Source organism: Aeromonas cavernicola (assembly GCF_002795305.1).
Lineage (GTDB): Bacteria > Pseudomonadota > Gammaproteobacteria > Enterobacterales > Aeromonadaceae > Aeromonas > Aeromonas cavernicola.
Window position 1 is genome coordinate 1 of record NZ_PGGC01000073.1, and the last position, 14,260, is coordinate 14,260.

At 50.9% G+C, this 14,260-nt stretch carries 10 protein-coding genes and 3 tRNA genes; 5 read left to right on the forward strand and 8 right to left on the reverse strand.

Annotated features, from left to right (window positions below):
- Positions 1-2 precede the first annotated feature (2 nt).
- Positions 3-90: transfer RNA gene (locus CUC53_RS08010), tRNA-Ser, on the reverse strand.
- Positions 91-430: 340 nt separating this feature from the next.
- Positions 431-2,167, reverse strand: a complete 1,737-nt coding sequence (gene dauA, locus CUC53_RS08015; RefSeq protein WP_100293669.1) for a C4-dicarboxylic acid transporter DauA — start codon at positions 2,165-2,167, stop codon at positions 431-433.
- 495 nt (positions 2,168-2,662) lie between these two features.
- Between dauA and CUC53_RS08020 the strand changes: the two genes are divergently transcribed.
- The 3 genes from CUC53_RS08020 to CUC53_RS08035 all read left to right on the forward strand — a co-directional run bounded on the left by CUC53_RS08020 (position 2,663) and on the right by CUC53_RS08035 (position 4,896).
- Positions 2,663-2,738, forward strand: a tRNA-Asn gene (locus CUC53_RS08020).
- A gap of 2 nt (positions 2,739-2,740) precedes the next feature.
- Positions 2,741-2,816 (forward strand) — tRNA-Asn (locus CUC53_RS08025).
- Between the two features lie 709 nt (positions 2,817-3,525).
- A complete protein-coding gene (locus CUC53_RS08035; RefSeq protein WP_100293671.1) occupies positions 3,526-4,896 on the forward strand; it encodes a hypothetical protein in 1,371 nt (456 codons plus the stop codon).
- 429 nt (positions 4,897-5,325) lie between these two features.
- On the opposite strand, the gene CUC53_RS19560 is transcribed toward CUC53_RS08035, so the two are convergent.
- Both CUC53_RS19560 and CUC53_RS19455 read right to left on the reverse strand, forming a co-directional pair.
- Positions 5,326-5,676, reverse strand: coding sequence for an S-4TM family putative pore-forming effector (locus tag CUC53_RS19560; RefSeq protein ID WP_201796735.1), 351 nt, complete (start codon positions 5,674-5,676; stop codon positions 5,326-5,328).
- Positions 5,643-6,206, reverse strand: a complete 564-nt coding sequence (locus tag CUC53_RS19455; RefSeq protein ID WP_157798228.1) for an S-4TM family putative pore-forming effector — start codon at positions 6,204-6,206, stop codon at positions 5,643-5,645. Before CUC53_RS19455 ends, CUC53_RS19560 begins: the two co-directional genes overlap by 34 nt.
- 414 nt (positions 6,207-6,620) lie before the next feature.
- Here CUC53_RS19455 and CUC53_RS08045 point away from each other — a divergent pair, with 414 nt between their 5' ends.
- Together CUC53_RS08045 and trxB are read left to right on the forward strand one after the other, a co-directional pair.
- Positions 6,621-7,517, forward strand: a complete 897-nt coding sequence (locus tag CUC53_RS08045) for an HNH endonuclease (RefSeq protein ID WP_157798229.1) — start codon at positions 6,621-6,623, stop codon at positions 7,515-7,517.
- Positions 7,518-7,934: 417 nt separating this feature from the next.
- Positions 7,935-8,885, forward strand: a complete 951-nt coding sequence (trxB, locus tag CUC53_RS08050) for a thioredoxin-disulfide reductase (protein ID WP_100293674.1) — start codon at positions 7,935-7,937, stop codon at positions 8,883-8,885.
- A 178-nt stretch (positions 8,886-9,063) separates the two neighbouring features.
- On the opposite strand, the gene purF is transcribed toward trxB, so the two are convergent.
- The 4 genes from purF to CUC53_RS08070 all read right to left on the reverse strand — a co-directional run bounded on the left by purF (position 9,064) and on the right by CUC53_RS08070 (position 14,225).
- Positions 9,064-10,584 carry an amidophosphoribosyltransferase gene (gene purF / locus CUC53_RS08055; protein ID WP_100293675.1) on the reverse strand — a complete coding sequence of 507 codons (1,521 nt, stop codon included), beginning with the start codon at positions 10,582-10,584 and terminating at the stop codon, positions 9,064-9,066.
- Between the two features lie 21 nt (positions 10,585-10,605).
- Complete coding sequence (locus CUC53_RS08060) at positions 10,606-11,094, reverse strand: CvpA family protein (RefSeq protein WP_100293676.1); 489 nt, start codon at positions 11,092-11,094, stop codon at positions 10,606-10,608.
- A 190-nt stretch (positions 11,095-11,284) separates the two neighbouring features.
- The gene (gene serS / locus CUC53_RS08065; protein WP_100293677.1) at positions 11,285-12,580 is read right to left on the reverse strand and encodes a serine--tRNA ligase; all 1,296 of its coding nucleotides are present in this window, start codon (positions 12,578-12,580) and stop codon (positions 11,285-11,287) included.
- Positions 12,581-12,860: 280 nt separating this feature from the next.
- The gene (locus CUC53_RS08070; protein WP_167386718.1) at positions 12,861-14,225 is read right to left on the reverse strand and encodes a replication-associated recombination protein A; all 1,365 of its coding nucleotides are present in this window, start codon (positions 14,223-14,225) and stop codon (positions 12,861-12,863) included.
- Positions 14,226-14,260 lie beyond the last annotated feature (35 nt).

Here is a 14,260-nt window from a genome sequence, read left to right on the forward strand (position 1 = left end):
TTTGGCGGTGAGGGAGGGATTCGAACCCTCGATACGTTGCCGTATACACACTTTCCAGGCGTGCTCCTTCAGCCACTCGGACACCTCACCAAATTTTTACTACGTCTGAAGTGGCTTACGGAGCACGCTACGCGCGCTTAATACCGACTTCGTCGGTGGGCAGCCACTCGGACACCTCACCAAATTTTTTACTACATCTGAAGTGGCTTACGGAGCACGCTATGCGCGCTTAATACCAACTTCGTCGGTGGGCAGCTATGCTACTCGCCTTCTATCTATGGTATGCCGTGCTTATCGCAGCGCGGCATTTGAACGGGGCGTAATGTAAGGGATTGGATACGCTAGGGTCAATGCAATTTTTTGTTTTTACGTCTATTTGCTCACTATGCGAGCCAAGAGCCGAAAACATGGCACTTTCTGTGCCGTAACGTTACTGCCTAGCCACATCCTGTATCGACGCTCCGTTGATCGCCTCTTCCAATGAACCATAAAACTCAAGCTGGCCAGGCTGCGGACGCACTTTGGCTCGGGCCAAGGTTTTCAAGGGCTGAAACGGTAACTCAGCCACGCGCAGTGCCACGCCAGACGTTGCCATTAGCTTGGTAAAGTCAAGAAACGCCGCCAAACCACCAGCATCGAGAATAGGGACTGCCTCCATCTGCAGCACTAGTACACGCTGGTCTTTTACCTGTGCGGCAAGCTCAGTAAATACCCGCTCTGCCGCCGCAAAAAACAGCGGGCCATTGATTTTATAGAGCAAACAGTGCGCGGGAAGTGCGTCAGCGTAGCGAGGGTGTCCTGCCATGTCGCTGAGTTTGGTCATTTTGGCAATCTCTCGCATAAAAAGCACCGAAGCCAAGATAACCCCAAAGGTAATGGCGATGACCATGTCGAAAATAACCGTCAGTAACAGGCACACGATCAGCACTAGCACATCGGATCGGGGCGCTTTGCGTACCAGATCCACCAGTTTGTGCGCCTCACTCATGTTCCACGCGACGATCAGCAACAAGGCGGCCATCGCGGAAAGCGGTAACCACGACAGCCAAGGTGCCAACACCAGAATGGCGGCCAGCACCACCAGTGCATGGATCAGGGCGGAAATAGGCGACGCAGCACCCGCACGCACGTTAGCGGCAGATCGCGCGATTGCCGCTGTCGCGGTAATTCCACCAAAGAAAGGGGCTACCACATTACCAAGCCCCTGCCCCACCAGCTCGGCATTAGAGCTGTGCTTATGGCCCGTCATGCCATCGAGCACCACGGCACAGAGTAGCGACTCGATAGCCCCCAGCATCGCCATAGAGAAGGCAGCAGGGAGCAGGGTTTTAATGGTCGCCAGATCCCACACGACCGGATGCCCCCCTGCACCAGGTAGCGACCACGGCATAACCAAGGTTGGGGCAATCGACGGGATCCCCATCCCGTGCGAGCCATCGGCCAAGGTGTAGCTAAAGGTACTGCCAATCGTAGCGACATCAACCCCTATGCTCTTGAGCCCAACCGCCAGGCTAACGCCAGTCAGTACCGCCGGCAGATGCCCAGGCAGCGGCAAGCGTAACCGTGGCCAGCCCAGTAATACCGCGAGCGTCACTACGCCCACTAGCGTATCTCCCCACTGATAACTGGGTAAGGCGTGGCTAAGTGCCTCGACTTTCCCCAGATAATCTTCCGGCATGTTGGCCACGGTTAAGCCCAAAAAATCCTTGATCTGCAAGGTGGCGATCACGATGGCAATCCCACCGGTAAAGCCCAAGGTCACGGAGGGGGGAATGTACTCAATACATCGGCCAAGGCGGGCCAATCCCATTACGATAAGAAACAAGCCGGAAAGCAGGGTCGCCATTAGCAGCCCCCCCAACCCAAACTGTTGCACCACGGGATAGAGGATCACCACAAACGCAGCAGTTGGACCAGAGATAGAATATCGAGAGCCGCCAGTCAGCGCGATGACGATACCAGCGATAACCGCGGTATAGAGCCCATGCTGGGGGGGGACACCACTGGCAATCGCCAGTGCCATGGCAAGCGGGATCGCAATAATACCGACCGTGATGCCAGCGATCAGGTCTCGCCCCAAGTGCGCCATACCATAATGCTGATCAAGACAGGACTGACGTAACGCAATGGCCAGTTTCACGCTATTTAAGGGAACTTGCTTGTGCATATCCGTTGTAATACCAAAAGAGAGAGATAAAGGCCGAACTACTCCGGCACCCGAGCATCATCAAGGGCCGGCAGTAAGTGTCGACACGGCGATGGTATCCAGCGCCACCTTACGCCAACCTAAGCGACATTTCGATAGACCGGATCAAGGAATCATCATCGCGCGGCTAGATGTTGCCTAGAGGCGGCCGAGGTGTTGACTATGTGCCGCCCCCCTGTTGGCGACCCCGGCCACCGGTCGCGTTATCCACTCATATCATCTCGTTCAGTCGAACATTGGCTCCGCTCGTCAATGGTGTGGTCATCAAAACATGCAGCGGTTTACCCAGCCTATGGCGCCATAAACGCCCCGCCAAACAACCATTTGTGCAGAAAACAGCTCGCAGCGGGTAAGTTTTGGGCAAACGCGGCGAAAATCCGCTTTTCGCTGGGTGATCAGGTTGACACCTGCGTCTCGGCTCATTAATATCCCGCTCGTCTCATTGAGACAGGCAATTCCTCCTTAGTTCAGTCGGTAGAACGGCGGACTGTTAATCCGTATGTCACTGGTTCAAGTCCAGTAGGAGGAGCCAATTCCCCCGTAGTTCAGTCGGTAGAACGGCGGACTGTTAATCCGTATGTCACTGGTTCAAGTCCAGTCGGGGGAGCCAAATTTAATATGAAAAAGCCCAGCCTTTTGGCTGGGCTTTTTCATGTATGTCTTGCAGACTTTGGCATTATCAGTAGAGCCGCTTTGTTTCTGACTTTATGCGCAGCTCTCGCACATTCCTCCGCAGTGAACGATCTACTCTCCCTGTTTTCTCTCAACTCAAATTCGACTAACGATTACTCCAATCCCTATCCGGTCAGCTCAGCTGGTGAATGGGTCACGCTCTCGCTCGTGCCAAGAGCCATCCCCTCCCCTGGCGTCGATTCCCCCAGAAAACCCCTCCGGTCACAGCTTCCGGTCTTTCTGCGGGGAGACCATGGGGATGTTCAGACCGTAGCAGGTGGTTCTGGCGTGGAGATAACACGGATTGAAAGATGGAGACGCTCAGGAGGAACAAGGGACAAGGAATGGTTACTGAGCAAGACCGAGCAGATCTGGAGCATATCCGGTCTTTGGAGGCTGTGGCTGAGTTTGCTAGGAGTTACGAAAAGTCGCGTCGATGCCGACGAGGTGACGGATCGTCACGCCGACGCGACCGTCGGCAACTTTCACGCAAAATTTCCAGTAAAGCCCCCCTAGTTTCCCCCAGCAGTTCAACCTACAAACGCTGTCAGAAATGGCTCCTTGGATACCCCATGTTTTGAATGAAACCCAGAATATGGCAGACTGCCTGCTCACAAAAACCTTTACGTTTAAAAGGAGTTGTTTACATGGCGACCAAGAGTATTGGCGAGCTAACCCAGGATGAGTTCTTGAGAATACTAGGCCCAGACCAAGGTAGTTCTAGAGATGGCAGCCGTGTTGCTGTGGGCCGATCGACCAGAGACAGCTGTGTAAACGTGGTCGATGGAAAGTTACAGGTAAATGGAAGTGACGAGTTCCGTCGCACAGTTGAGGCAGCCTATGAAGCGAAGAAGACTCCCTCAAGTGGTTTCGGTTCGGCACCTCACCGCCCGGAACCGATACCAGAACCCGAGCCGACTCTCAGTAAGTTGATGCCAAAGACTCAAGAACCAGTCATTGAAGAGTTTGACGTTGGCTACTACTGGAACGAACACCACCAGAGCAAAGACGCTATCTACAAAAAGCTGTACGGGCCGGAAGCCAACTTCCAGCAACAGTCTATGTTTGAGCGCAACAACGAACATCTTCAGGATATGGTTTTGCCTGGCGAGCTTGTTATTTTAGCTAATGAGCCAAAGACCTTAGCGGAGAAGGATCGGTTGATTTTGCTCAAAACTCAGGCCAAGGAGGCCAGTGAAGGGATTCAGAAACTAACACCTGCAGAAGCGGAAGTATTAAAAGCGCATATTGATTTATTTGATTATCTCGCAGCACAAGATCTGTCGACACCATCAGCTGCATTTGGTGGGATAAGTACCGCTATAAGTCAGCGACTAACAGATCTACACAACACACTTAATCAGATTAATCTACTATATGTAACTCATGCTGAAGCCTCCAAGGGAAGTCGACTTGCTCCTGAGTTTTATTCCCAGCGACAAGCATTATTCAATAAACTGGATAACATTTTAGAAAAAATGACAATGTCCAGTATCAAAATCCCCCAGTATGACAAACTAAAGCACAGGCTAGGTCTATCGACGAAGTCGGTTACTCATAACTGGCGAACAGTATCTCGTTACGGGGAGGTCCCTGCATTAGGATACAGACTAAAAAGCATTTCAACTTATGTAAAAGGTGTAAATAGATTAGGTTGGGTTAGTGTGGGGCTGGATTCATTTAGTGCTTTGAATACCGCATCTAAGGCATGTACCGATGGCATAGGGCAGCAATGTCTTTCAATCTCCGCCAGAGAAGCAGGACGTGTATATGGTGGCTTTATCGGGGGCTCATGGGGGGCATCTACTGGAGCAAGTCTTGCCGTCACTGGCGCAACCACGATTGCAATAGTGGTTGGTGGAACTTTATCTGCCCCCGTTGTTGCTGTAGTTGCTGTTTCTGGAGCAGTAGTTGGCGGATACTACGGTGGTGATTTCGTTGGTAATGCTGCCGGAAAAATTGCTGAAGCTACAACCAATGGTATATACGAGGTTATCAGAATGGTTGGTAAAAAATAATGACACAAGCCGACGTAATTGCACTTATATTTGTTTCATGGCTAGTCATTTTAATTATAAACTCTTTATTTATTATGAATTTCACACGTAAGATTGACAAATATTGGTCTATAAAACCGGAGCATGAAAGTGAGTTTTTATATCTTCAATATTCTAGATTTCATCGATATGGATATTATTTGATTTTCAAAAGGTGGTCTCTAAAAACAGTACCTTCCACAATCAAAGCATGGGTTATCAGTTCATTTGTAGCCAACGCTATCACTGTCTTCTTTTTTATAGCTCTCGGGGCAATTTTAAAATTGAATGGGAGGTTATGAGACCATTTCAATAAAGAGCCTTTTATGATTAAAGGCTCTTCCTGCACAAGCCAGCAAAAATAATATAAAAGTGGCCAGATTCGCCATCACCCTCTGAGTTATTACCGCATCACATTACGCTGAATATACTCATTAACCAAGGCCTCAGCCCCTTTGTACATAAGCGACTCACTTTTATTGGTAAACCATTTAAAGAGAAAGTCAAATATAGGTGGGATTTTTTCCTGTGTTCAAAAATTTGGTCTTGTAATGCTCTACACTTAGCCTTTATCGACGCTAAATCTTTACCATCTAATGCATCAGACCATATCTTTTCAGAAAACCATTTTAGCTTTTCAAACCTACTCGCTGTATCACCATGCTCTATCATTTGGCGATAACCAAAGATGTACGTAGAGGCAAGTGGTGCGACAACATAGGCTAAAATTAAAACATATCTTTCTTCGTATAAATACCGTATCCCATCACACCCAGTTCAATAAGAACAAGTATCATACGGACAGCTAAACTGTATCGCAGTCGCATTCTAGTATCCCAATATATATTGACTCGTTGGCAAAAAAACACTCCAAAAATACTTGTAACTTTATCTATCACAGTTGGATACCACTCTTTTAGGTTTACAATACGCTCTGCATCTAACCCATATTTTTTAGCTTTTTCATAAGCTAACTCATACTCTGGTTTTTTCCCGACTACGATTTCATTCCACTCCAACTCAAACAGGTTAGTATCAAAGACCTCCTGAATCCTTGCTGCATTATCTCTCCATTTTTTTACCCAAGGGGTAAACACAAATAGATCAAACACAACAACTAAAAGCGACACAAGCGTAAACGTCGCACTTGAAAGCCGCACTCCTGTGTCACGGCTATGGTGGTGCACAGAAAGTTCTGCTGATTTCAATGATTGAAACTGCGCAGATATGCGTTTGTTCAACAACGCCGTTATAGACCATACTCCACCAATCAAACGCAGCTTTGGTGTCACCATTTGCCTCCGTTACTCGGGCTTTATCCACACGAGTAACCGCAGTTCTGAGCTTAGACAAAGCATAATCTTTTAGTTCATCTGAGTTACATGGATTTGTGTAGCCAGCAAAACCCATCGGGTCTTGCATTGAAGCTAAATCACTGTCTAGCAATTGCTTAAGCATATTTCTTACATCAATGTCATAGATAATGACAGATTCGGTGCTTGCATACTTAGCCACTCTAATTTCAAAGGAAGAGGTCACCATCGTAACAGCAGGGTCTTTTGTCTAACCCGACAAAACAATCCAATGCCACTTTTTAGCTCAATATTTCACCTACCAACGCGCCTTCTTTTATCTAGATCATTTTAATCGCTTAAGATAATGATAGACTGTTTTTTTGCAGCCATTATATTACTGAGGTATAAATCGTGAACTGTATTATTTGCTTAGATAAGAATCCGATCACGGCGGATAATCCATTAACAGACGAACATATAGTTCCAGAATTCATTGGTGGGACTCTTACCGCAAAGAATGTTTGTAAAATATGCAATAGTAAATTTGGCCATGGCTTTGAGGGTCGCTTATCTAACAGTTTTATTTTTAAAATTAGCAAACAAGTCTATAATATTTCTGGTAAATCAAAGAAAACGACCTCAGCATTTTCTGGTTTATATGACCATCCATCTTTAGGCAAAATCAGAGTCAATGACGACAACAGAGTTATAACTTTACCTAGTATCGATATTCTTGAAGATGATGATGGGTTAGATATAACCCTAAAAATTGATAAACAGGATCAACATAAAGCCAAAAGCATACTAGCAAAAAAGTTACAGCGTGTTTATGCAGAAAAAGGCAAAAACTACTCCGATGCGCAATGCTCTCATGCAGCGGGAAAAATACTAGAAAATGCTGAAAAAGAGACATTTGTCACACAGCCCACCCTTTCTGGAAGTTTTACTGTTAACAGAAAAGACACCCTGCTTCTTCATTTAAAGATTTCGTATGAGCTACTTGTTTATCATTTTGGCCATAATTACATTTATGATTCAGTTGCATCTAATATAAGCGAGTCGCTTTTTGAACAAGAATTAAAACAGGAACTGTCTTTTAATTTCATAGAGAATAAAGTGCTAGAGCATTTATTAGACAAGGATAATGTTTGGGTTGTAATCAGTGGAAATATCTGCAATGTAATGGTATTTGGTTTTTTATCATCATTAAAATTCACGGAAACGAATAGTTCATTCAATACAGAAGAAATCATTTTATACAAATTTGATGTTAAAACTGGACTTCACTCCATGCAAACACTAGCGTGAATATCGAGTGATACACCTATTTACCTTTGGCGGTTATCCCTAGGCGAGATAACGAATGTTTTTTGAATTGACTTTGCATGAAAAACACACACAAATAAACCAAAAAAGAATCAAGAATATCCCAAAGCACGTCAATGTTATTTGAAAACCACCCATGCCAGTCAGTTAAGCCTGACTGGCATTAAGCCTTTTGACTGGGCTTTTTCATTTGCTGTTTATCCCATAGAGCGCATTGGCCTTCTCGTTAGCGCCTCGCGGCGGCGCCCCGCTGTCTGCACTGCCATCACGCCACCGAATTGACCAACCTAACGCAGCAGACCGGTCTGCTCATCGCACCTCATGGGTCACGTAGGCCTTTGACCCTGTATCACGAATTACCTACAATCGCGCAAACTCATCACACCCTGGAAACACACCATGAGCCACACCACTCACAGCAAATTGCTGATCTTGGGCTCCGGCCCAGCGGGTTATACCGCCGCCGTCTATGCCGCCCGCGCTAACCTCAATCCGCTGCTCATTACCGGGATGCAGCAAGGTGGTCAGCTGACCACCACCACCGAGGTGGAAAACTGGCCAGGTGATCCGGAAGGACTGACCGGTCCTGCACTGATGGAGCGCATGAAAGAGCACGCAGAGAAGTTTGATACCCGCATCTTATTTGATCACATCAACGAGGTGGCCCTGACCGAGCGCCCATTTCGGCTTAAGGGGGATAACGGTGAATACACCTGTGATGCGTTGATCATCGCAACCGGCGCCTCGGCCAAGTATTTGGGCCTGCCTTCTGAGGAGGCATTCAAAGGACGCGGTGTCTCGGCGTGCGCCACCTGTGATGGCTTTTTCTATCGAAATCAAGAAGTAGCGGTAGTTGGCGGCGGCAATACCGCAGTGGAAGAGGCGCTCTACTTGGCCAACATCGCCAAGAAGGTGCACCTGATCCACCGCCGCGATGAATTTCGTGCCGAGAAGATCTTGATCAAGCGTCTGCATGACAAGGTCGCCAGCGGCCACATTGTGCTCCATACCCACCAAACGCTGGAGGAGGTATTAGGGGATCAAATGGGGGTCACCGGGGTACGCCTGCGCAGTACCGTGACCAATACCAGCAGCGATCTGCCACTGATGGGGGTATTTATCGCCATCGGCCATCAGCCCAATACCCAGATTTTTGCCGGCCAGCTTGAGATGCAACATGGCTATCTGAAGGTCCGTGGTGGGCTGGAAGGATTTGCCACCCAAACTAGCATCGAAGGGGTCTTCGCCGCTGGGGATGTGGCCGACCATAACTACCGGCAAGCCATCACCTCAGCAGGCACGGGTTGCATGGCCGCATTGGATGCCGAGCGCTATCTCGACGCCCAATAACCCCTCCCTGATCGGTGGCTAGGCGCTTGCGTTACTCCCTTGCGCTCAAAGAAAAATCCGAAACCCTGCGGTTTCGGATTTTTTATGGCTAGGTCAACCCAAGGGAACAGAGGTAACCGCGACTTGGCCACCCCGCCCTGCTGATCAACAATCCGCAGGGCGGGAGGAGAGAAAACGTTTAACTGCCTTCGTTAAACATTTCCAGATTACTGGTCCCTTCCTGCCACTCTTGCACCGCCTTGCTGTCATCACTGCGCAGCGCGTTAAGGTGATCTAAGTAGCCCTGATCGACATCAGAGGTGATGTAATGACCATTGAATACCGAGGTTTCAAAATGCCGCAAATCCGGGTTGATCTCCCGCACCGCCTCTTCTAAATCTTCCAAATCCTGAAAAATCAGGCCATCGGCGCCAATCAACTGACACACCTCTTCCACCTCACGGCCATGGGCGATCAGCTCGTTGGCGGTCGGCATGTCGATACCGTAAACATTGGGGAAGCGGATCTCAGGCGCAGCCGAGGCAAAATAGACCTTGGCAGCCCCTGCTTCACGGGCCATCTGGATGATCTGCTCGGAGGTAGTGCCACGGACAATAGAGTCATCTACCAGCAGCACTTTCTTGCCCTTGAACTCGGAGCTGATGGCGTTGAGTTTGCGCCGTACCGATTTTTTGCGCTGAGTCTGGCCCGGCATGATGAATGTGCGGCCGATATAGCGGTTTTTAACAAAGCCTTGGCGATAGGGCAAATTGAGGGTATGCGCAATTTCGAGCGCCACGTCGCAGGAGGTTTCGGGGATTGGGATAACCACATCCACATCGAGATCTTCCCACTCACGGGCAATCTTGCGGCCTAACTTGCGCCCCATGTTAAGGCGAGCGGCATAGACGGATACATTGTCGATAAAGGAGTCGGGCCGAGCAAAATAGACATATTCAAAGATGCAAGAGCTCATCTGTGGATACTCCGCACACTGCTCGGAGAAGAGCTGGCCCTGCTCGGTGATGTAGATTGCCTCTCCCGGCGCCACATCGCGCACCGTCTCAAAGCCGATCGCATCAAGCGCTACGCTCTCGGAGGCGAGCATATACTCCACCTGCCCCAGCTCGTCGACTCGGCGCCCCAAGATCAGCGGGCGAATGCCGTTGGGATCACGAAAACCAATAAGACCGTGGCCAATCACCAATGAAACCACGGCGTAAGCCCCTCGGATCTGCTGATGGGTTCTGCGCACCGCCGCGAAAATATCCGTCGGAGCAAGCGCCATCTTATCGCAGCGATCCAACTCATGGGCCAACACGTTCAACAGCACTTCAGAATCGGACGTGGTGTTGATGTGACGACGGGCCACCTTGAATTGCTGCTCTTTCAGCTCCTTGGCATTGGTGAGGTTACCGTTGTGAGCCAGCACCATGCCGTAGGGGGAGTTGACATAGAACGGTTGGGCTTCCGCGGCGCTGGAGCTGCCTGCAGTAGGGTATCTGACATGACCGATGCCGATATGCCCTTTGAGGCGTTGCATGTGACGTACTTCAAACACGTCCTTCACTAGGCCATTGGCCTTGCGTTGCCGGAAGTTTCCACTATCAATGGTCACGATCCCGGCGGCATCCTGCCCCCTGTGCTGCAACACCGTCAAGGCATCGTAGAGGGCCTGGTTGACGGGGGTGGTACCCACTATACCGACAATACCGCACATGTGTTTGCTACCTCGCAGTCGCTATACCTGTTTAAGAAAACTGGACGAGTTCATCATGAACCCAAAGAACCACTGGATCACCGGCTTGAACTCGGGCACCAGCTTAGAGGCCATCCACCAATCACTCTGGGAGAGACCGGTGAAGGTATCCATAAAAAACAGCAGAGCACTGACGATCAGTACCCCACGAATTGCACCAAAACAGACACCCAGCACCCGATCAGTACCGGAGAGGCCGGTCTTTTCCACCAACAGCCCGACCACGTAGTTAACCACGCCGCCTAGGATCAGGGTCGCCACAAACAGCGCGGCAATGGCCAACCCATTGCGCACAAGGGCATCGGAAAACGACGTGAAGTAGACGGCAAGATCGGGGTAAAAACGGCTAGCAATAAAGAAGGCGATGAACCAAGTGACCAGCGACATGGCCTCTTTGACAAAGCCGCGCACCAAGCTGATGAGGGCAGAAAAAGCGACAATGCCGATAATGGCGTAATCAATCCAGACCATAGGAAAAGGTGTCCTGCGAAATTGCGGCGCAGTCTAACAAAAACGATTGCGCAATGCTTGATAAAAATGTGTTAAGTATTGAAATCCAATATAAATCAATAAAATACAGAAGTTACTTGCCCATCTGGCTAGCCCCCTAAATGCACAACGCCATGGCATGCCATGGCGTTGTGCATCGTTACCTACGCAGTTAGCCAATATGGGTCAAACCACCCATATAAGACTGCAGCACGGTCGGGATGGCGATACGGCCATCTTCCTGCTGATAGTTCTCAATCACCGCAACCAAGGTGCGCCCGACCGCAAGGCCTGAGCCATTTAAGGTATGCAATAACTGCGGCTTGCCGTCGATACGTACCCGCGCCTGCATGCGACGCGCCTGGAAGTCGGTACAGTTCGACACCGAAGAGATCTCACGGTAGGTATTCTGGGCTGGCAACCACACTTCGAGATCGTAGGTTTTGGCCGCACAAAATCCCATGTCACCGGTACAGAGCGCCATCACCCGATAGGGCAGCTCCAACAGTTGCAGCACTTTCTCGGCATGACCGGCCATCTCTTCTAGTGCATCCCACGATTTTTCTGGGTGAACCAGTTGCACCATCTCGACCTTGTCGAACTGGTGCATCCGGATAAGACCACGGGTATCACGACCATAGGAACCCGCTTCAGAACGGAAACAGGGGCTATGGGCGGTCATCTTGATGGGCAGTTCCTGCTCGTCAAAAATCTCGTCACGGGCCATGTTCGTCAGCGGCACTTCAGAGGTTGGGATCAGCGAGAACTTGCGCACCTTGCCCTCTTCATCCCCTTCGCCGTTAATCCCTGTGTTAAAGAGATCCTCAGAAAACTTCGGCAGCTGGCCGGTGCCGTACAGGCTGTCTGGGTTGACCAAATAAGGGACGTAGCACTCGGTATAGCCGTGCTGCTGGGTGTGCAGATCCAACATGAATTGAGCCAGCGCGCGATGCAGCCGCGCAAGCTGCCCTTTCATCACCACAAAGCGAGCACCCGACAGCTTAACGCCGTTCTTAAAATCCAAGCCCTTGGCCGCTTCGCCCAACTCAATGTGGTCACGCACCGCAAAATCAAATTGGCGGGGCGTGCCCCAGCGACGAACTTCGACGTTGCCATTCTCATCACGGCCCACCGGGGTGGTCGCACTGGGCAGATTGGGAATCGCATCGCCAATTGCCTTTAACTGGGCCAACAGGGCATCCAATTCAACTTTACTGGTGTCCAACTGCTCGTTGATGTCGGTCACGATGGCTTTGAGCGGTGTCACATCTTCGCCACGACGAGCCGCTTCACCGATGGCTTTGGAGCGAGCATTACGCTCAGCCTGCAGCTCCTGGGTGCGAGACTGCAGATCCTTGCGTTTCTCTTCTAGGGCGTTGATCGCCGCTACGTCAAGAACGTAGCCACGTGTCGCCAGACGAGCGGCAGCCTCATCGATTTCGCTGCGCAGATATTTGGGATCCAGCATGGTGTACCTACTTTTTTTAATAATGGGATCTGTGCCTAGGTCAGCATGACGGGCAGGAAAACAGATCCGGAAGTTAACATCGGTTGGCGCGCTTGCTCGTCTGTAGGATGGCAGCGTTGATTTCGGCGGCCTTACATCAGCGCCTTCGCAATCCAGAAAATGGGACAAGACCAAGACTCGCGCGGTCAGTGGGCCAGTGTATCAGACCGAGCCCCCGCCCGAACAGCGGGTTTTGCCGCCCTCACTTGCTCGTCGTCTGCTCGTCACCGGTCGATCGCACTCACGGTTCTAATGGGGCTTGATCCTGCGCAGATAGCCGTTGCTGCTGACTGTGTTGGTCTCGCTCTTTGAGATAGGCCAGTTTTTGCGCAATCTGTTGCTCAAGGCCACGGTCGCTCGGCTGATAATACTGCTTGCCTGCCAGTTCCGGCGGCAAGTACTCCTCACCGGCCGCGTAAGCGCCTGGCTCATCGTGGGCATAGCGGTACTCAGCGCCATAGCCCAGCTCACTCATTAGCTTGGTCGGTGCATTGCGCAGATGCACTGGCACCTCAAAATCTGGCAAATGTTTGGCATCATGCAGCGCCGCCTTCCACGCGGTATAGACCGCATTACTCTTTGGCGCGCAGGCAAGATAGACAATGGCTTGAGCGATAGCCCGCTCCCCTTCAGCAGGCCCCACCCGCTGAAAACAGTCCCACGCCGAGAGCGCCACCTGCATCGCCCGCGGATCCGCATTACCGATATCCTCCGAGGCAATGGCCAATAAGCGACGGGCAATATAGAGCGGATCACAGCCCGCGCTCACCATACGGGCATACCAATAGAGCGCCGCATTGGGTGCCGAGCCGCGAATGGATTTATGCACTGCCGAGATGAGGTCGTAGAAGTGATCGCCCCCCTTGTCGAAGCGGGCCACATGCTCCCCCACCACAGCGGCGAGCAGGGTGCTATCGATCACCCGTCCGCCCGTGCTATCGGTGTCGGCCATGTCGGCCAACAGCTCTAGGTAATTGAGGGACTTGCGACCATCGCCATCCACCGCCTTAGCCAATGCCTCTTTGACCCCGGGGGCAAAGCTGAGCGATGGATCATTGAGCCCACGGGGGTCCTGCATCGCCTGATCGAGCATGGCGAGGATGTCGCTCTCTGCCAGCCGCTTGAGCAGATAGACCCGCGCCCGGGAGAGCAGGGCGTTGTTGAGTTCAAACGAGGGGTTTTCAGTGGTGGCACCGATAAAAATGAGGTTGCCATCTTCGATGTGAGGCAGAAACACATCCTGCTGGCTCTTGTTGAAGCGATGTACTTCATCAACAAACAGAATGGTGCGTACACCACGCCAGCTGTTCTCTTTAGCCTTATCAATGGCGGCGCGGATCTCCTTGATACCGGAGGTCACCGCCGACAGCCGCTCAACTTCCGCCTGGCAATAATGCGCGACCAGTTCGGCGAGGGTGGTCTTGCCGGTGCCAGGTGGTCCCCACAGGATCATCGAGTGACAATGACCCGCGAGGATCGCTTTGCGCAGGGGTTTGTCAGGGCCAAGCAGATGGTGCTGCCCAATATACTGGTCGAGGGTTTGCGGCCGCATTCGCGCCGCTAACGGGCGAAAGTCCGCTGAAAAATCAAGCGATAAATTACTCATCGAGTGTGCCGACCGCATGGGATGCCACCCGTCCT